Raw genomic sequence first — 19,198 nt, 5'->3', positions numbered from 1 at the left:
GGGGGTAGGTCAGGGCATGTCAATAGTCTGACTCAAACCGCGACCTTTTACCCAACTCTTCTTGGCCGGTGGATTCATGCCGTCGCATCAAAAGAATATGGTTGGACTCTGGCATTTGCTTAATATGGAGATCACGCTGCGGAAAGGGGATCTCGATGCCGTGTTCCCGGAAGGCGTCAAAGATGGCGCAGTTCAACTCATGGGTCACAGTGATCCGAACATCCGGGGTCCTAAGGTAAACCCATATGTTAAAATCCAGGGAACTGTCGCCAAAGGCACTAAAATAGATGGTGGGCGGGGGGGCATGGAGCACATTGGGATTGTCCCGGCAGACACGATCAATAATTTTGGTCACCCGATGCACATCCGAGCCATAAGCCACCCCCACTTTAAGGCTGAGACGGTTAATCCCCTTGCCGTAAAAGGTCCAATTGAGAACCTTATTGGAGATCAGTTCCGAGTTGGGGATGATCAACACATAGCGGTCAAAGGTCTGAAATACGGTGCTGCGCACCCGGACTTCCTTCACCATGCCCCACTGGCCATCGATGATCAGCATGTCCCCAACCTTGATGGGCCGTTCCAACAGCAGGATCAAGCCGCTGATAAAATTATGAACGATATTTTGCAAACCAAAGCCGATCCCCACTCCCAGAGCGCCTGCGATTAGAGCGATGTTTGTGAGATTAAATCCCATGAAACCCAGGGCCACAATAGTCCCCAGGGTCATCAGGGCATAATGCGTTGTTTTAGAGATAGTAGCCTGAACCCCCTCATCCCAGCCTTTGCGGGAATAAAGGCGTTTTTCCATCAGGAACTGGAGTAGATAAGAGAGACGGTTAGCTAGATAGAGCACCACAATTGCCAATACAATTGCCAGCGGCGTTAATTTAACCGGCCCCAAGTGCGGCCCATAGGTGAGTATCTTCAAAAGCTTAGCGGAAATTGTTGACCACATTCCCCAGATATCTAAAATGAAGGGTATAGCTAAAATGACAATCGCGGCGGGGACTAGTTTCCGCCACTGCTGATAGATATTTGCTATACTTGCGGTCCAGGAAGGAAATTTTTGGACCAACAAGCCTTCTTTAGGGTGGATAAAAAAGGTAGCAAAATCGTCGCTCAATTGGGCCAGAACTAAGAAGAGAAACAAGATTCCGGTGGTATTAACTGTGGCTTGGGAGAGATAAGTGGCCAGATTGTGAAACCCCAAGAGATCGCCCAAAATAACCACCATTAATCCAAATAATACTAATAACCGAAGAGCCTTGATGATATCCTGCCACCAGAAACACTCGGACACCCCCATGCCGTCTAAGAGGTTGCCTAAATGGGGCTTTTTGAGCAGCCCCGCCAGCCCTAATAAGATACTGATTTCATAAATAAATTCTGAGAAATCCAAAGTTCCCATAGGATATTTTAATAACTCTAAAACCACCAGGACCCACTGGCCAGCCACCACATAAATCAGGTATAAGCTGCCATATCGGCCATAAAACCGGGCGGTTTCGTCAACTACCGGAATGATTCGGCGATCTGGATCTCGGGGGCCAAACAAAACCTGGTTCAAATTAGTCAGCAGTCTGATCACTACCCAGGCTACCAAACCGGAAAGGACCATTTTTATGGCGGTAATTTTCAGCAGGTCCAGGATCCATAGTCCGAGAGCCAACCATAGAACTAAAACCAGTGAAATAGCATGCCGGGAAATAAGCTGGACAATAGCCAGGAAGGACTTCTGGGCAAAACTGAAGGCCCTGGCTTCCCACTGTTTGATAAATAAATCAACAAGCTTCTTCAGGCGTCGCGTTCCGTACAATACGAAGGCCAGAGAAACCAGCAACCCCACCAGTGGGGCCATTTGGTCTTTGACTTTCTGCCTCAGGGCTTCCGACTCAATCTGCTGCTGGGTCCAGTCTTTTAGCCTGGCTGGCAAGGATACGGATTCCTTTGCCAATTTTACGATATCGTACCAAAAATCATAAATACTGCGGCGGGTGAACAGTTGTTCTTTCCAGGTCTCAGTGATGTGGGTCTGAAAGGAGCCGGTCAAGTCATGCACTAGTTTCTGTTGCTGGTGAAGTTCCTGGGCCTGAGCCCGCTGTATCTGAATCAACTGATTGACTAACTTGCCCTGAGCAGTTGCCAATCTCAAATATCTCTGATAAATTGCGCGAATACTTTTTTGCTGCTCCGCCGGTAGGTCTGAGTCTTTGAGCCGATCGATTTGTGCTTTTAAATCGGCCAGAGAGGCAGCGTCATCGGCCTGTTTTTTCTCAAGGGTAGCGATTTGCTCTTCTAACTTTTGAAGAGAAGAGTTAATTTTTTCTTCCTGGGCGGAGAATCTTTTAAGGAGTGTTTCAGCCTGTCGTAAAGGTATTTTATCAAGCGCCAAGGCCGCTTTCATGGCGCTGATAGAAGTGTTGAGTTCCTCGGTGACCTTTTGGGCTGAGTCTAAGTCTTTCTTGTTTTTGTTAATCTGTTCTTCCAAGGAGGCAATTTCTTTTTCTACATCCTGGGTCGTTAACATCAGGATTTTCACCATCGCCGGTTGTACATTTGGCGCTGGCGAGGTTCCCCCGGTGGACTCAGTAGCTTGGCTTTCCTCCCAGGCGAGGCCGAGAAATCCCGCGAGCAGAATAACCCCCAAGAGAGATAGCAGAAATTTATTACCAGATCTCGCGGCATTTCTTCTCCAGATCATTTACCCTCCAAATAAATAGTTCTTTGATGTTCGATCATTATTCATGCTCAAGTTGAATCCCCTGGTAGGAGAGGGCCGGGGAGAGGGGGAGACACGTGGAGGTATTGTTGCTTACGATGCTTCCTCCACCCTAACCATCCGCCCAAGACGGGGAGAAGAATTTAGGGTTTTCGGACAAGCATGATATATTTTATAGGCTAGAGCGGAACTTGTCAATTGTGGTACGAGAGGTGATCTTATGGCCGAATTCGAACAGACTTTTGCCGACCTGGTCGCAGCCCATCGCTGGGAAGACCTCAAATCGACCTTGAATGAAAAAAATCCCATGGATCTGGCCGGTCTGATCACCTCCCTGCCCGCCAGTGAACGTGCCCTGGTTTTCCGGCTGCTCGATAAACGTCAAGCCGTGGAAGTGTTTGAAAGTCTGGAAGTCAATGACCAGCAGGAATTGTTAGCCAGCTTTCGGGATGAACAGGCCCGAGACCTGGTCGAACATATGTCACCGGATGATCGGGCCTATCTTTTGGATGAAGTCCCGGCCAAGGTCGCCAAAAGACTGCTCCGGATGTTGAGTCCGGCGGAGCGGGACGCCACTGCCCTGCTTTTGGGTTATAAAGAGAACACCGCCGGCCGGATCATGACTCCGGAGTATATTGATCTGAAGAGCTTTATGTCGGTCAGCGACGCCCTCCTGAAAATTCGTCGGGTGGGCCTGGATAAGGAAACGGTTTATTATTGCTATGTGACCGATGAACAACGACGTTTAACCGGCATCATATCCTTAAAAGACCTGGTGCTGGCCGACCCCGAAGCCAAGATTGCCAACCTCATGAAACGACAGGTGGTGGCGGTCCATACGGATGAGGATCAAGAAGAGGTAGTCCATAAAATCAAAAAATATGACCTGCTGGCCATCCCGGTGGTAGACAGGGAAAACCGCCTGGTGGGCATTATCACCCATGACGATATCATGGACGTTCTGGAAGACGAAACCACCGAGGACATCTACCGCTTGGGTGCGGTGCAGGTCCCGGAGCAGAGTTATTTTAAATCCGGGATGCTGGCCGTGGCCAGCCGCCGGGTGGGCTGGCTGCTTGTCCTGTTGATCACCAACACCTTTACCGGCAATATCATCATGCATCAGACCCAATTGCTCCATTCGGTCATTGCACTGGCGGCCTTTGTGCCCTTACTGACCGGCAGCGGCGGCAACATCGGCGCCCAGACCTCTGCGGTCATGGTCCGGGGTTGGGCCCTCCAGGAAGTCACCTTTAGCAATGCCCTTAAACTGTTGCTCCGGGAAGTGGGAATCGGCCTGTTTCTGGGGTCCTTTTTAGGGTTTATTGTCATCTTCTGGGCTTTTTGGCTGCAGGGGAACTGGTGGGTATCAATCGCGGTGGGCTCGTCTCTGATCCTGATCTCGACTCTGGCTACTTTGTTCGGGAGCCTGTTGCCCTTAATCTTTGTTCGTCTGGGGCTTGATCCAGCCGTGGTTTCAGCCCCGTTTATCACCACCATGGTCGATGTCTTAGGAGTATTCACCTATTTTCAGGTGGCCAAGTTTATCCTTTTCCACTAAAGGAAACACTGGACCTGATTACCTGAAGCAGCCGTTGGTTGATTTTTGCCGGATTATCGAATACCCTGTTAGCAGACCGGTTATTCAATCAGTTAAAGGCCTTGATATTTATGCGCACTGATCCGCTTTTTATCAGCGAGGTGATCCGGCAGGTATTGGAATTAATCGATTATCGGGATAGCAAGCTGGACCCTTTCCTCAGGGAGCATCTGTTGGCTCGCCCACTCAGCCAATCCAAACTCAGCCGATCGCCCAACTCCTACCATGTGCTGTGGACCGCCAACCAATACTTATCCCGTGATTACCCGGGGTTTGTCGGCATTGATTTGGGTGAGCCCAGGGTTATCGGCCCACGGGAGACGGCTCGAACCATCCTTATCCTGGCTCAGGGCTTGAACAATGTCCTCCCCGGATACCAGTGTCAACAGGCCTTCATTTCTTTTGGCACGGTAAGCGAGTTCACCCATTTCAGCCACTGCGAGTTCCATTTTGAGTTTCTGCTCTGCTTCTTGAAGACCATCATTGCCGCCATGAAAGGCCAATCTTTCAAATCCGTCCTGATATATAAGCTTAACAGTTTTATTCGTCAGCGGAGCTGGAAGGTGATGTACGGTGCCCCCCAGCTCCATTGAGGGGGTCAGGGATGAATCTAAACCTTGTGCTGGTATTGGTGAGCAGCTTGGCTGGATTGGCAGCTGGCATGTGGTTGATGAGAATCCTGATTCGTTTCCACGGCCGGGTTCGGCGCATTGGCAAAAATATCGCTCTTATCGAACTGCCATTTTTAGGGAGTCTGGAAACTTCCTGGGACCACCACCCTGACGGCCTTAATATTCCGGAAGTGGTCGAGGTGCTAGACAAAATCAAGCGCTTTGGCCGGTTGCTGGACTTTGACATGCTACTGGATTATGCCCGGCACTATCAGGTAACCTATTTGGGGCTGGCCAGCGATCACCCTGAACACTTCTGGGGGCCGGGGCACCTGGCCTGTTCCACCCTGGATTGGGGACCGGATGGGGGTTACAAGGTCTACCTCAATCCCGCCCTCAATCTGGAAGATACCGCGGCCCGGCTGAGCCAGGAACTGGGCCTGAAGTTGGGGCCCAAAGAGGTGCAACCGTTTCTCTTCCTCCACGAAATTGGCCATACCCGCCGGTCGGGAAACACCTGTTTGATTTCGGCGGCAATTAACTCGGCCCTTTCCGGTGGCCGTCGCACCCACCGCCGGCGACGGGAATTGAAAAGATTACGCGATCAGGTGGAAAAATACGCCGACGACTTTGCGGTCCGGGAACTCCGGAAATGGCGCGCCGTCCAGAAAAACCGGTCTTGGGGACGCCAGCCTACGATTACTGTCTCACTTGGGAGCGGAGATAGTTTTGAACTTGTCTGAGGGCCTGGGCCTGGTTGGCAAAGCGGATCAATGGATAAAGTCTCTCACAGTCCTGGAAAGTCAACCGATTAACCAATAAATTGGCCTGGATTTCGTCATCGGTGTGCGGAGTGGCGGATTCCCCGGCCAAGATTTCCTCCTGATTCAGCAGCTTGATGTGGATTAAGCTCTGGGCGGCCAGGAGATTTTCCTTTTCGGCAGAGCACTTGGCATTAAACTGGTAAACCAGGGTGAGCCGATCACCCGGGCCCAGAACCCGGCTAGTTCCCAGCAACGGACGCACTACCGAACCTAACAGAAAAACCGACCGAACCTTTCCGGAGTTTCTTAAATGGCGGCGCAAAGCCCTCGGCAGTCCCAGGTGGATATATCCAGCTTCCACATAGATGCGCTTATACTGGCTGGCCAGAGCCGCCAATGCCTGGGCCCGGAGTTCATCCCGGTAGCGAAAACGGCCCGCGTCAGCCCGGGCAAAGCTCTTGACCGCTTCCACTACCTGGCCAAAACTAGACTTCAGAGAATGTGTATAAAAATTTAACAAAGCCCGGGTAGCTTGCCTTTCCATCTGGTAAACCGGGGCTAAATCCGGCAGCGCCAAGACCTCAGCGGGAGTCTGATCCAGGGCGAACATCTCGTGGATCTGCAACAGACGTTCTAAAAAAGGTTCGATCTGAAGGATAATTTTGCCGGCCTGGTGCATCTCTTGTAGGAGCACCGCCTGCCGGTAACTATATTCTGGAAATTCCGAGCCTTGCTCCTGGATATAGTCCGCGATGGGCAATTGGCCGGCCAGCATCGGGGCTAGCGTTTCCGAGGGCGGCTCTTCCAGGACGATGGCCTGGTGGCCCGCCATCTCCTGCCGGGCATAGGGCAAGGCCTCAATCCGATGCGAAGAAAAGCCGAGAGTAAATAAGGTCTGGCCGGAAGGCATAAGATCGGTCTCCGAACTCATTAGAGCGGTTACCTTACCTAGACGGCATAGAATCGTTGTATATAATTACAACAAATGTCAAGGAGACTGGATAATTTATGTACAACAAAAATTTCAAATAAATCAAATGCATATTAAATAAAAATAGAAATAGCGTACAATTTTACAACATTTATCTCGGCAAATTTCCTCCGTCTTAAATCAGTAACAGCCCCATTAAAAAAATAATAACCGCTATATCAATAAGTTATCAAAATATACAACCATGGTACCTTCTTTGCATTTGCATTAGTGGAAATTTATCTTTTCTGTTTAAAAGATTCAAGGAGGACTTAGCCATGGGACAGAAAGCCCCCCGTGATAATAAATATTGTATCTGGATGCAGGCCGGGGTGGTCAAATATAAGCTCTGCGATCATAATTATGATTGTAATACCTGCCCCTTTGACCAAGCCATGACCAAAACCGCGGAACACAATATTGCCCTGCGCCAGGCTGGGAAGCCTGCACCCGGGAAAAAGGGCGAGATCATACCCTGGCAGGACAAGATGCGGCAACGGGCCGGTCTGGATCAGAAATGCCGTCATATGCTTACAGGCCGCATTCCGGCCTATTTCTGCGCTTACAATTATGAGTGTTACCGCTGTCCTTTTGACCAGATGTTGGAAGAGCAACTGGAAGTTTTCACCCCGCTGCGTCCCCAAGTCAAGGAGATTTTCGGCTTTCAGGTGCCGACCAGCATCTATCTGCATTGCGGCCACGCCTGGGCCGCAGTGGAAAACGCCGGCCGCATCCGCATCGGACTGGATGATTTCTCCCAGCGGTTGTTAGGACCCGCAGAGGAAATGCAACTGCCCAATATCGGGGATGAAGCCAATCAAGGTGTCATAGGACTGGCCCTGGCCCGCCAGGGCAAAAAAGCCGCGGTCATGGCTCCGGTGGATGGCATTATCGAAGCCGTTAATCCCAAGGTGCGGCGTCAGCCTCGCCTGGCCCATGATGATCCTTATGGCGAGGGCTGGCTGTTTGTGGTCAATCCCACCAACCTCAAGCCCAATCTGGAAAATTTACTTTTTGGGGATGAAAATATGGCCTGGACCAATAACGAGGCCCACCGCCTTCTGAGTCTGCTGGAATCTTCGGTAGGAGTTACCCTCCCCGACGGTGGGACTATTGTCGACGACGTCTTTGGTCACTATCCCCAGCTGGGTTGGGAACGCCTGGTCCGGGAATTTCTGTTAACCGGATAGGCTGAGCCGCCCTGGCACCGGACTCAAATGTGAGGTTGCCAGGAAAACCCGTCATTCCGAGAGCCAGCTATAGCGATTCTCAAAAAATTTTTCTTAATAGAAGGTAAAATTTTATATGATTATATCCTTCAATTAAACCATATTTATCAGAGCAAAGGTAACATTCGTATAAAATTTCAACCACAGCGTGATTGTTGCCCGTTAATATTTATTTCCGCGAATGCCCCGATGACCGTATCGGTAGCTAATCTGGCTTTGGTGGCCATCTTTAATTAACTTGGAGAATCTGGTTTCGGGCCAGGCCGCTGATCGGTCAGGGCCTGAAGGCGGCGGCAGATTGCCGCGACATGACTGCCGGCCCAAAAAACCCGATGGCAGCCGGGACATTCAAAGAACTGGTAATGGTGCTGAAAGATATGTTCCGGCACCCGTCCCCTGACTTCCTCTCGGGATACTGGCACCAAGAGCTGGTTACAGCGGCTGCACCGCTTTAAGGGATCGAACTGATCCGGAGGCGGACGGAGGGCGGTGATAACCTCAGCCAGTTGCGCTTCCGGACTATCAGCGGTCACCACCAATATATCGTTTCGAGCGCTACCGCGGCCCAGGGCCGACTGTCTGGTTAAGATATAGGTATCCTGTTCCGGAGAGGGTAGACTGTCAATGTCCTGGACCCGGATCAGCTTCTGGTCGGTATCAAAACCGCAAAGTCGCAGCCATTTTCCCAGGCCGCCCAGAGTCTGATCAACGATAAATCTCATGGCGGGAAGGGTACCTGTTGAACCTGGGCGGGCACCATCAGAGTTAAAGCTTCTGAAGTAACTTGCGGATTAACCGTCAACTCCCGATAATGCAGCCGGAGTTGACGCTTATTGTCGCCAGTGGTCAGGATAATCTGGTGGGGCAGGGTATATCTGCCCTCGGGCTGATAGTCTTGGAATTTTACTTTAAATAAAAGTTGTTTCTGCGCATCGGACCATTCCCCGGCCATGATTTGCAGATTCTGGGCGTCAACCCAGAGGACAGTATGACCGGGGCGATCTTGGTTACTCAGGTCCAGGCGGTACTGGTCCTGCTCCGCCATATAGGTCATCTGGGCCGGTCCTTGCGGGGACAAGACTACGCTGCCGGTAAGAACCTCCAATAGTTCGGAGATTTTTACCGGAGGGATAAAGGCGGCCAGATTGCGGGTGGTCACGGGGCCGCGAAACAGCTTTCCCTGGCGATAGTCCAAAATCTGCAATTCATCCCCATCGGTATGGATAGACAGGGCTGATTGCCCCCAGAAGTTAAGCACATCGACCCGCAAAGTTTGAGGCTTGGACCCCAGGAAATTAGCAGTGCCATTATATTTTTGGTCGGGAGAGATATAGGTTACCCTGCCCTTGGCTTCGAAGCTCTGAATAGCCTGAGCTCGGGCCAAGAGTCGCGCCCGTAAGTCTTGAGCCGAGTGGATGTCGGGACGGATTTTGGTCTCTATTGGCACCCGGGCACAGGCGGCCAGCCAGACCAAGACGCTGACCACGGCAAGCAGTCTGAAATGAGAAGACCGGTCAAGGGTCACAGAGACAACTCCTGAATCAAGCCTTCCAGGCGCTGAATCTTTCTCTCCAGTCTTGGCTTGTCGTCGCAATCCAACTGTATGGCGCGTTTATAGACTTTCAGAGCCTTGTGATAGAAGGCCTTCTTATAGTATGCATCTCCCAAGTGCTCAGCGATAGTGCAATCATCGGGCATTTTCCGATAGGCCTTTTCCAATTGTGCAATGGCCTTGTCATATAGCCCTTTTTTGAAATAGACCCACCCCAGGCTGTCGATGATATAACCTGCCTCGGGTTCGGCTTCCAGGGCCTCGAGGATTAATTTTTCGGCTTCATCCAGGTTGACCCCTTCTTCGGCATACATATATCCGGCAAAGTTTAAGGCATCCGGGTTCTTGGGCTCCAGTTCCAGGACCTTCTTAATCTGGCGCAGACTCTCTCCCCGATTTTTTAGTTTGTCATAGATCACTGCCAAGCGAAAGTAGACTTCGGAAGGGTTTATAGAGGTCTTAAGAGCCTGCTGTAAGACCTCAATCGCCTGGGAAAATTGTTTCTGCCCTTCGTAAAGCATGGCCAGGGTGACATATAATTCCCCTTGATCGGGTGCCAGCGACAGCGTCTCTTTAATCAGGTTTATGCCTTTTTCATAATTCTTCTGACGGGCCAGGAGATGGGCCAGACGTAAGCAGGCCGGAATATAGCTGTCGGAAAGCCGGTGGATCTGTTGATACTCCTTGTAGGCTGCCTCCGGGTTGCCTTTTCCTTCTAAAGCCGCACCTAGAAAATACCGGATCCGGTCTGAACCTTGCCGGGTGGCCAACAACTCCCGAAATTCTCGGATAGCCTCATCATAATGTTTCTGTTCCAAAAAAATCAGTCCGATCTTAAACCTTAGGCGCGGATCATTTTTTTCTAAGGTTTTGATTTTATCAAAGATCTGCCTGGCTTCGGAATCACGACCCATGATCAGATAGAGCCGTCCTAAATTGGCCAAGCCATGGATATTGGTGGGGTACCTTGTTAATATGCGGCGATAGATGGTGACGGCCTGGGGAAAATTCTCTTCCCGCTCATAGACTAAAGCCAGGTCAAACATCGGTAAAATAAAATCCGGTTTCTGATTCAGGGCCTGATAAAATTCCTCTTTGGCAGAGTCCATTTGACCCAGTTCCAGATAGATTTTCCCCAGATAATAATGGGCCAAGGGTAGTTTAGAATTCTTCTTTAATAATTTCTTTAAAATATGAGTGGCCTTGGCAAAATTTCCCTGCTGAGCATAAAGGGTAGCTAAAAAAAAATGGGCTTCTTGATTTTCTGGGTCCAGGACGACAATCTTTTCATAGCCAGTAATGGCTTCCGTTAACTGGTTCAGTCCGGCCCGCAAGCCGGCTAGCAGCTGGTACGCCTCCAGATAATTGGGGTCTAAGGTGATAGCCTTTTCAACATGGGTCAGGGCCTCTTTCACCTCTCCTTGGCGCAGATAAAGGGTAGCAAGTTCGGTCTCCAATTCCGCCGAGTGGGGATCATATTTGATGGCCTGCTGGTATTCGGTGATGGCTGGGTCCAGTTGCGCATTAAACAGATACCATTGGGCCTGCAGATAATGGCAAAAAGCCTGAGTTTGAGGAGAATCTGGAGAAGGACCGCTCTCAGCCAAGGAAGAGTCAGGCGTAACCGCAACCCGATGGTGACATCCGGCCAGAACCCAAACTAACGCCAGACCAAGTATTCCCAAGGCAAAAACCAGGCACCTTATGGTCCTAAATGTCATCCTCCCCACCTTTTAAATCCAACATATTGATTCATCTGTGATCCGGCCCGGAAGCGTCAGCTTTGGACCCTGCCCATCAGGGTTGTGGGATCCTGTTTACCACGGTTAGGAAGCAATCCTTTTCCTGCTATTAACCCGGATCAGTGACCAGGGACTGGTAGGTCCCAAAATCCGGGATTTCCTCCTGCATAAACTGACGTAATTTATTTAACAGACGCTCTTCAATCTGGCGCACCCGTTCCCGGGAAATTTGGTGTCGGGTGCCGATCTCTTGCAACGTCAAGGGCTTTTCGGCCAGCAGGCGTAAGTCTAAGATATCTTTTTCTTTATCCTTCAAACCGCTTCGGAATTGCTTGAGTTTATCCTTAAAGATGTCCTTCATTTCTTGCCGGGCCAGATGTTCTTCGGCTGAAGGCTCGGGAGTCGCCAGGGAGTTTTTATGCAGTTCCTCGGAGTTTTCTTTGAGCGGGGCATCCAGAGATAATTCCCAGCCTCCCAGACGCTCGTCCATCTCGATCACTTCTTCCTCTTTTACTTTGAGGCGGTGCGCCAGCAGTTTGGGTCCCGGGTCAAAACCTTGGGCCTCGAGTTTTTCTTTTTCTTTGCGAAGGTTATAAAACAGCTTGCGTTGCGATTGAGTAGTGCCGATCTTGACTAACTTCCAGTTGTCCATAATAAACTTGAGAATATAGGCCTTAATCCAGAAAGAAGCATAGTAAGAGAGTTTAATGCCGCGATAGGGATCGAATTTCTTCACTGCTTGCATAAGGCCGATATTACCTTCTTGAATCAGGTCCAGTAAATTTTTCGTCCAATAGCGCTGAAAGTCCAAAGCGATTTTAACTACTAGCCGCAGGTTGGCAGTAATTAACCGATAAGCTGCCTCGGGATTCCCGGTTTCGACATAATCTTGGGCCAACTGTTTTTCTTCCTCGGGATGGAGCAGCGGATAACGATTAATCTCGGTCAGATAACGCTGCAAGGGATCGAGTCCGATCAGCGACCCTTCGACTTCTGGCTCCACTTCGCCTTCCACCGATTCCGCTTCGGAGCCAGGGAAAGGTTCCAAAATTTCAATCTCTTCAGGTTCTAAAGTGGTTTTTTGGGTTCCCATAAATGGTTTCTAACTCCTTCGGGAGGATAGACTGCTACCAGTAGAGTCGAACTTTAACTCCCTGCTGATTAAGGTAATCTTTTAATTCTTTAATGGTGTAAAGGTGATAATGCACCATGGACGCGATTAACGCCGCGTCCGCGGCTCCGGCCGTCAAGACCTCGTAAAGGTGGGCCGGGGTCCCAGCTCCGCCCGAGGCAATCACCGGTACTGACACCGCCGTCGAAATCATCCGAGTGAGATTAAGCTCATAACCCTTCTTGGTGCCGTCGGCATCGATGGAATTGAGGCAGATCTCTCCCGCTCCCAGACGCACTGCTTCTTGGGCCCACCACAAGGCATCGATTCCCATAAAGGTGCGTCCGCCATTAATTACCACTTCATAACCCGAGGGAATCTTCCCCGACTTGGCTACCTGTTTAACATCCATCCCCAGGACTATGCATTGACTGCCGAAAGATTGGGCCCCTTCCCGAATCAGTTCCGGGTCCTGGACAGCAGCCGAATTGACGCTAACCTTTTCTGCCCCGGCCAGGAGTGCCGCCCGCATATCGGCTAGGGAGCGGATGCCGCCCCCGACGGCAAAGGGAATAAAGATCTCTCGGGCCACCTGTCGCACCACGTCGATCATGATCTCCCGGCGGTCGCTGGAGGCAGTAATATCATAGAAGACGATCTCATCGGCTCCGGCCTCATAATAAAACCGAGCCATTTCCACCGGATTACCGATATCGATATTATTTTTAAATCTTATTCCCTTAGTGGTCCGGCCGTTTCGGACATCTAAACAAGGAATTATTCGTTTACTCAGCATGTGCCGTCCCAAGCCAGGAAGTTTTTTAACACGGCAAGACCAAACCGCCCGCTCTTTTCGGGGTGGAACTGGGTGGCAACCAGATTACCGCTACCCAGAGCGCTGGGGAAGGGCTCTCCATGGGTGGTGACCCCCAAAACACACTGGGCCACGGCCGGGGCTGGATAAAAGCTGTGGACAAAATAAAATTCCACCTTATTCGGCAAGCCTTGAAAGACCGGATGGGGACGGAGAAAATCTACTTCGTTCCAGCCCATGTGGGGTATTTTAAGCGATTCGCCTTGAATTCCAGGATACAGTCGGGCCAGAGCCCGGACCCGCCCCGGCAGCAACCCCAGACATGGGACTTCATTTTCTTCGCTGAAATCCAAAATTATCTGGGCTCCCAAACATATGCCCAGGATGGGGGTCCCGGTCTTAAAAGCCTGGCGCAGCGCTTGGTCTAGTCCCCAGCATCTCAGATTGTCCATGGCCTGACCCGCCGCCCCGACGCCTGGAAAAATTAGCCGCTCCGCCTGGGTCACTACCTGCGGGTCCTGGGTTACTACCGCCTCCGCTCCTAGGGCGGACAGCGATCGCTTCACACTGGCCAAGTTGCCCGCTTCATAATCAATGATGACAATCAACTCTTTTTGGACCGGTTATCCTGCCCACCAAAATTTTTCTAATATACAACTATTTAAAAATTTAACAGTCTAAGGCACAAGAGTCAATAAGATTATCCTCAATTAGAAGTTGATTAGAGAAACCGGCCAACCCGAGGATGACCGAACTTAGGTAAGCAGAACAGATGGTTGGCGGTCCCCCGACCCTGCTCTCAAATCAAGCTTTTAAATGCTAAGAGGGGTGAGCCTTGTTATCCAATGGATGGAAATTAATGATTCCGGTCTTAACCTTAGACCCAACCCATAAAAATGTTAACCTATTAAAATTATATAAATATTTAATAAATACCGGAAACCCAAACCTTTAAGGGTATAATCTCTTGCCTATTGTTTTGATTATGCTATGTTTTAACAAAGATCAGGAGACCGCCCCGGAGGGTGCTTCCTGCTCAACCTGCGGGCTGGCGGCAGTACAGATTCAAACCGCAGGATTTCATGGCATAGCAAGGAGGTCTGAGGTTAGTATTCATGAAACTGCTTACTGCGGCCCAGATGCGGCAACTGGATCGACAGGCCATCGAGGAAATCGGCATCCCATCGATAGTATTAATGGAAAACGCCGGGCGGACCACCTACCAGATCCTACGGCGGGAGTTTCCTGACCTGAGCGGACCGGTATTGGTTATCGCTGGGCGGGGCAACAATGGCGGTGATGGCTTCGTCGTCGCCCGTTATCTGGCTCATGAGGGTCTGCCCGTGGAAGTGCTGCTGCTGGCCGAAAAGGCCCAAGTGCGTGGAGATGCTCTTACTAATTTAGACATCCTGGAGCAGATCGGGGTAAGGGTAGAGGAAGTGACCAGCGGAGAGGCCTTGCTTCCACGAATCAGAGATGTTTATAACTCCGAGTTGATTGTCGATGCCATGTTCGGTACCGGTCTTAATGCCGAGGTACGAGGCCTGTACCAACAGGTGATTGAATTGCTCAATGAGCTGCCGGTGCCGGTACTGGCGGTGGATTTCCCTTCAGGATTATGTGCTGATAGCGGCCAACCTCTGGGGGTGGCGGTAGAGGCGGCGGTGACCGTGACCTATGGCTGGCCCAAACTGGGACAGATCCTGCCTCCGGGTCGGGATTATGTCGGTCGCCTGTGGCAGGTGGATATCAGCATTCCGCCTGCCCTGGCCGCCACCATGCCGATCGAATTGGCAGAAGCCGAAGAACTGCGCTCTCTGATGCCCTCCCGGCCTTTTGCCAGTCACAAGGGCACTTATGGTCATCTATTGGTAATAGCCGGGTCCGAAGGCAAGACCGGTGCTGCCACCCTGACCGCCTTGGCTGGTTTGCGGGTGGGGGCTGGTCTGGTTACTGCCGGAGTTCCGGCCAGCCTCAATGATATATTGGAAGTTAAACTCACCGAGGCCATGACCTTGCCCCTGCCCGAGGCTTCCGGGGCACGGGCGCTGGGAACAGCCGCCTTGGCTCCCTTAGAAGCCTTCTGGGCCGGCAAATCCGCGATCGCTTTGGGCCCGGGATTGGGCACCCACCCGGAAACCGCTCAACTAGTGCGGGACCTGGTGCGCCGCTCGCCCGTCCCAATGGTCATCGACGCCGATGGTCTCAATGCCCTAGCTGATGAGCTGACCTGCCTGGAGGCGGCCTCAGCGCCGATTATCCTCACGCCGCATCCGGGGGAGATGTCCCGGCTGGTAGGCATAACTACTAAGGATATTCAAAGCCAGCGCCTGGAACAGGCCCAGGAACTGTCCCGCCGCTATAACGTGATAGTGGTGCTCAAAGGAGCTCAGACCGTGGTGGCGGCCCCCGACGGGCGGCTAAGCCTCAATCCCACCGGCAATCCCGCCCTGGCTTCCGGAGGCACGGGCGATGTGCTGACCGGCATGATCGGCGGATTTCTGGCTCAGAAGCTGGCGGCTTTCGACGCCGCCCGGCTGGGGGTCTATCTCCATGGGCTGGCGGCTGATCAATGGGCTAATTTGCAAGGAGAATGCGGCCTTCTGGCCGGGGAATTGCTAGACGAGTTGCCGGAGGTTATCAAGGAGTTTGCCCTGGGCCAGCTGCCCGAAGTCGAGGAGGAGGGATGTTACAAGCGCGTGATATCATGACCCGGCAGGTGATTACTATCGCCCCCCAAGCCTCGGTGCTGGAACTGGCTCGCCTGCTGGCCGACAGCCGGATCAGCGGCGTGCCTGTAGTCGATGCGGAGGGACGGGTGATCGGCGTCGCTACCCAGAGCGACCTGATCGATCGGGCCAAGAGATTTGACCTGCCCCATGTGATCACCATCCTGGACGCCCATATCTTTCTGGAAACCCCGGGGCAATTCAAAAAGAAGCTGGAAAAGCTGTTGGGCAGCACCGTGGCCGACGTTATGACCGCGGATCCCATTACCATTACTGGAAACATGCCGGTGGACGAAATTGCCACCCTGATGGCCAACAAAAAGGTGCATACCTTGCCAGTGATCGAGGACGGCAAACTGATCGGCATCATCGGCAAAATAGACATTGTCCGCTCCCTGTCGCAGGAGGGTTGAAAAGCAAACATGGTTAATTAATTTAAGGAGGACCTGGGGACCAAAAGTACCCCTACCCAGACCAATTTCTCTCTGGCTCCGATTGAATTATTTTATGAACCGAGTAATATATTAATAAGAGGATGGATCAACTACGGATATCCAGCCTTTGCCCAGAAGATACCCAGGCCATCGGCGCCAGGCTGGCGGCCGGCCTGCAGCCGGGCGATGTGATTGCCTTGATCGGCGAGCTCGGGGCGGGGAAAACCGAATTGGTCCACGGTTTGGCCCAGGGTTTAGAAGTGCCACCGGGCTTAGTCGCCAGCCCCACTTTTGTTTTGGTGCACGAATATGCCGGCCGTCTCACCCTGATACACGTTGATCTTTACCGGCTGGAGCAGCTTAGTCCGGACTTTTTACTGGAGCTGGAGGAATATTGGTCCGGACCCTATGTCACCGTCATCGAATGGGCCGAACGCCTGGCCGGGGCTTTGCCCGAGGAATATCTGGAAGTCACCTTGATCTGGACGGGGGAGCAGAGCCGAGAATTGGTTTTCCGCGCTCATGGCCCGCGGGGTGAAAAATTATTGAATCAATATGGTCATAAAACCATAGTAAATCAGCCAGGCGGAATCGAATCTGATGTCAGTTTATGATATCCGCAAGAGTTATGAGGCCAATCTGGCTCATGGTCCCAATTTGGCGTTGGAATCCCTGCCGTTTACTTTAGTGGGCCAGCCGCGCCATGAGTTTTTCGGAAAAAAGCTCAATTCCCGGTTGGGGATTCCGGCCGGGCTGCTCCTGGACTCCTGCTGGGTTCGGCTCTATGCCCGGCTGGGCTTCGATATCCTAACTTACAAGACAGTTCGCACTAGGCCCCAGGCCAGTCTGACCTACCCCAATTGCCTGCTGATCGGGGCTTCCGCCCCTTGGGAGCGCGGGGCGATTCCTGACTCGGTGAAGGTCTCGAACCGCTATCGGCCGCTTACCGAGATCAGTATGACCAATTCCCTGGGCATGCCCTCCCAGTCCCCGGAAGTCTGGCAGCCGGATATTGCTAAAAGTAAAGATTACTTGCAACCGGGGCAGATGCTGATCGTCAGTGTGGTGGGGACGGCCGAGGATAATCATCCGGCTAGGTTTATCCGGGACTTTGTCCGGGCTGCGGCTCTGGCTGCTGAGGCCGGGGCTGAGGCCATCGAGCTAAATTTTTCCTGCCCCAACGCTCCGGTCGCCGAGGGTCACATCTATGAAGCCCCGGACTTTGCCCGGCAGATCACCCGGGCGGTGCGACAGCAGGTCAAAGACCTGCCAGTGCTCATCAAAGTCGGTTACCTGGCTGAGGATCAGCGTCTGGCCGAGCTGCTGGCCGCGGTTAGCGATGATGTTAATGGGATGGTGGCAATCAATTCCTTGAAATTGACGGTGGTCGATCAACAGGGGGGGCAGGCCTTGCCCGGACCCGGTCGGACCGCAAGCGGGGTCAGCGGTTATGCCTTGAAAGCTCTGGCCCGGGATTTTATTCGCCGCCTGGCCAGTCTTAGAGAACAGAAGCACTACGATTTTAAAATCTTGGCGGTCGGGGGTATCCTGACTCCTCAGGATTTCCAAAATTTTTTGGACCTGGGGGCGGACGCCGCTCTGTCCTGCACCGGTGCCATGTGGGATCCCTATCTGGCCTTGAGATATCATTCGCAATACTCTTTGCCGCCCCAAAATTTATCGCCTGCCAAAATCATGGATTTTCGGGAGTGCGGGGTGCCGGACCAGATTGAAAATACCCTTAAGGCCGAACATTGGCGGGGCGATAATGAGATTTTATACCCACCTGACTTGGAGAGATGCCCGATCTGCGGCGAACCCCTGGAGCCAGTGCCGCCCGAGGCCCCCCGTTATTGCCGCTGTCGCTTGATGCCCGATTGTTGAGGACCTAAAAATGGCCAAGAAAATGCTTACCCCTCGCAAACCGTTTGTTAAAAATGAAGATAAATTTATTAGTTTTTCCAGCCGTCTCCTTGAGTTTTGTAAAAAGAATCTTAAAATCCTGCTGCTGGGCTTCACGTTGGTAATTCTGGCCGGGGCCGGGTGGGCGGTTATCCATAAAATTTACCAGCAGCGCGCCATAAGCGCGGCGGTGTCATTGGAAAAGGTGCGGCCAGAGTTGTCCCCTTCAGGAGAGGTGGATAAGAGTCTGGCGGCTTTACAACAGGTCATCAGCGATTATCCGGACAGCGGGGCCGCCTTTCAGGCTCGGCTGTTTAAGGCCCAACTGCTTTATCAACAGCAGAAATATGCCGAGGCCGCGGCAATTTATGAATCTTTACGGGGGGGAGACCCTGGCTTGGAGGTGTTGCTGACCGAAAGTCTGAGTTATTGTTGGGAAGGCCAGAAGCAATTTCAACGGGCCGCCGAGATTCTCGAACCGCTGGTAAAAGACCACAAACTGCCATATCGGGGGGAACTGCTAAGACGCCAGGCAATGCTCTACGAGGAGGCTGGAGATCGGGCTCGAGCTCTTACCTGCTATCGCCGGTTATTAGGACAGCATCCTGATGCCGCGTTCACCCCCCTGATTGAGGAAAAAATTCAAATCCTGAAACAAAATCAGGGCTGAAAAAGGAAAACTGGCCCTCTTCAGCCAGCTTGTCAGATTATCTGGCAAGCTGGCTTGATTTTGGTATAACTCCGACCAAAGAGAATTCTGGAGACGGACTATACACATTGTTTTTTAGTTTTCGCATATTTAATCCCAGCCTTAACTTCGTCAATCGCCTGATCAATCAACTTCATGGCTTTAGCCCGATGGCCGCCTTTGTTAGCGCTTGCCTTTTTTTAATGCAGTTTTGGCTCTCTCTAAGGCATTCAAGGTTTTTTGCATTTGCGGCTGTATTATTTCCGTTTGTTTTTTTGCAGGGGTTGCTTCTTCTGGGCCTATAACTTCTTTGACTGCACCTTTCAAGGC

The 19,198-nt window shown here is 51.9% G+C and carries 18 protein-coding genes; 9 read left to right on the top strand and 9 right to left on the bottom strand.

The annotated features are described in order from the left end of the window. Nucleotides 1-19: 19 nt before the first annotated feature. Nucleotides 20-2,704 (bottom strand): mechanosensitive ion channel, encoded by a 2,685-nt coding sequence (locus tag JRG72_03765; protein ID MBW2134339.1) that lies wholly within the window; start codon nucleotides 2,702-2,704, stop codon nucleotides 20-22. Between the two features lie 238 nt (nucleotides 2,705-2,942). On the opposite strand from JRG72_03765, the gene mgtE reads away from it, so the two are divergent. The 3 genes from mgtE to JRG72_03750 all read left to right on the top strand — a co-directional run bounded on the left by mgtE (nucleotide 2,943) and on the right by JRG72_03750 (nucleotide 5,676). Then, nucleotides 2,943-4,283 carry a magnesium transporter gene (gene mgtE, locus JRG72_03760; protein ID MBW2134338.1) on the top strand — a complete coding sequence of 447 codons (1,341 nt, stop codon included), beginning with the start codon at nucleotides 2,943-2,945 and terminating at the stop codon, nucleotides 4,281-4,283. A 110-nt stretch (nucleotides 4,284-4,393) separates the two neighbouring features. Then, nucleotides 4,394-4,915, top strand: coding sequence for a hypothetical protein (locus tag JRG72_03755; protein ID MBW2134337.1), 522 nt, complete (start codon nucleotides 4,394-4,396; stop codon nucleotides 4,913-4,915). A gap of 11 nt (nucleotides 4,916-4,926) precedes the next feature. Then, nucleotides 4,927-5,676 (top strand): hypothetical protein, encoded by a 750-nt coding sequence (locus tag JRG72_03750; protein MBW2134336.1) that lies wholly within the window; start codon nucleotides 4,927-4,929, stop codon nucleotides 5,674-5,676. Here JRG72_03750 and JRG72_03745 read toward each other — a convergent pair. Further along, nucleotides 5,633-6,628, bottom strand: a complete 996-nt coding sequence (locus JRG72_03745; protein ID MBW2134335.1) for a hypothetical protein — start codon at nucleotides 6,626-6,628, stop codon at nucleotides 5,633-5,635. The genes JRG72_03750 and JRG72_03745 overlap by 44 nt on opposite strands. 317 nt (nucleotides 6,629-6,945) lie before the next feature. On the opposite strand from JRG72_03745, the gene JRG72_03740 reads away from it, so the two are divergent. Beyond that, a complete protein-coding gene (locus tag JRG72_03740) occupies nucleotides 6,946-7,857 on the top strand; it encodes a hypothetical protein (protein MBW2134334.1) in 912 nt (303 codons plus the stop codon). A 272-nt stretch (nucleotides 7,858-8,129) separates the two neighbouring features. Here JRG72_03740 and JRG72_03735 read toward each other — a convergent pair whose 3' ends face one another. From JRG72_03735 to hisH, 6 genes are all read right to left on the bottom strand, one after another. Beyond that, nucleotides 8,130-8,618 carry a Mut7-C RNAse domain-containing protein gene (locus JRG72_03735; protein ID MBW2134333.1) on the bottom strand — a complete coding sequence of 163 codons (489 nt, stop codon included), beginning with the start codon at nucleotides 8,616-8,618 and terminating at the stop codon, nucleotides 8,130-8,132. Then, nucleotides 8,615-9,421, bottom strand: coding sequence for a DUF4292 domain-containing protein (locus JRG72_03730; GenBank protein MBW2134332.1), 807 nt, complete (start codon nucleotides 9,419-9,421; stop codon nucleotides 8,615-8,617). Before JRG72_03730 ends, JRG72_03735 begins: the two co-directional genes overlap by 4 nt. Then, nucleotides 9,418-11,169, bottom strand: a complete 1,752-nt coding sequence (locus JRG72_03725) for a tetratricopeptide repeat protein (GenBank protein MBW2134331.1) — start codon at nucleotides 11,167-11,169, stop codon at nucleotides 9,418-9,420. The genes JRG72_03730 and JRG72_03725 overlap by 4 nt, the downstream gene beginning before the upstream one ends. Before the next feature lie 130 nt (nucleotides 11,170-11,299). Continuing rightward, nucleotides 11,300-12,283, bottom strand: a complete 984-nt coding sequence (locus tag JRG72_03720; protein MBW2134330.1) for an RNA polymerase factor sigma-32 — start codon at nucleotides 12,281-12,283, stop codon at nucleotides 11,300-11,302. 34 nt (nucleotides 12,284-12,317) lie between these two features. Next, the gene (gene hisF, locus JRG72_03715) at nucleotides 12,318-13,097 is read right to left on the bottom strand and encodes an imidazole glycerol phosphate synthase subunit HisF (protein MBW2134329.1); all 780 of its coding nucleotides are present in this window, start codon (nucleotides 13,095-13,097) and stop codon (nucleotides 12,318-12,320) included. Beyond that, entirely contained in the window at nucleotides 13,091-13,723 is a 633-nt protein-coding gene (gene hisH, locus JRG72_03710) for an imidazole glycerol phosphate synthase subunit HisH (protein MBW2134328.1), read from the bottom strand. The genes hisF and hisH overlap by 7 nt, the downstream gene beginning before the upstream one ends. 507 nt (nucleotides 13,724-14,230) lie before the next feature. Between hisH and JRG72_03705 the strand changes: the two genes are divergently transcribed. From JRG72_03705 to JRG72_03685, 5 genes are all read left to right on the top strand, one after another. Next, complete coding sequence (locus JRG72_03705; protein MBW2134327.1) at nucleotides 14,231-15,826, top strand: NAD(P)H-hydrate dehydratase; 1,596 nt, start codon at nucleotides 14,231-14,233, stop codon at nucleotides 15,824-15,826. Continuing rightward, nucleotides 15,802-16,257: a CBS domain-containing protein gene (locus tag JRG72_03700; protein MBW2134326.1), complete on the top strand. Its 456-nt coding sequence runs from the start codon at nucleotides 15,802-15,804 to the stop codon at nucleotides 16,255-16,257. Before JRG72_03705 ends, JRG72_03700 begins: the two co-directional genes overlap by 25 nt. A gap of 122 nt (nucleotides 16,258-16,379) precedes the next feature. After that, entirely contained in the window at nucleotides 16,380-16,892 is a 513-nt protein-coding gene (gene tsaE, locus JRG72_03695; GenBank protein ID MBW2134325.1) for a tRNA (adenosine(37)-N6)-threonylcarbamoyltransferase complex ATPase subunit type 1 TsaE, read from the top strand. Beyond that, nucleotides 16,879-18,162: a tRNA-dihydrouridine synthase gene (locus tag JRG72_03690; protein MBW2134324.1), complete on the top strand. Its 1,284-nt coding sequence runs from the start codon at nucleotides 16,879-16,881 to the stop codon at nucleotides 18,160-18,162. Before tsaE ends, JRG72_03690 begins: the two co-directional genes overlap by 14 nt. Before the next feature lie 10 nt (nucleotides 18,163-18,172). Next, nucleotides 18,173-18,850, top strand: a complete 678-nt coding sequence (locus JRG72_03685) for a tetratricopeptide repeat protein (GenBank protein MBW2134323.1) — start codon at nucleotides 18,173-18,175, stop codon at nucleotides 18,848-18,850. Between the two features lie 201 nt (nucleotides 18,851-19,051). Here JRG72_03685 and JRG72_03680 read toward each other — a convergent pair. Further along, nucleotides 19,052-19,198, bottom strand: a 147-nt coding sequence (locus JRG72_03680; GenBank protein ID MBW2134322.1) for a hypothetical protein, incomplete at its 5' end; no start/stop codon positions are given.

It is taken from the genome of Deltaproteobacteria bacterium (assembly GCA_019309545.1).
Classification (GTDB): Bacteria; Desulfobacterota; Desulfobaccia; order Desulfobaccales; family Desulfobaccaceae; genus Desulfobacca_B.
The sequence above is the reverse complement of the archived record's forward strand: the minus strand, read 5'-3'. Positions and strand labels throughout refer to the sequence as shown.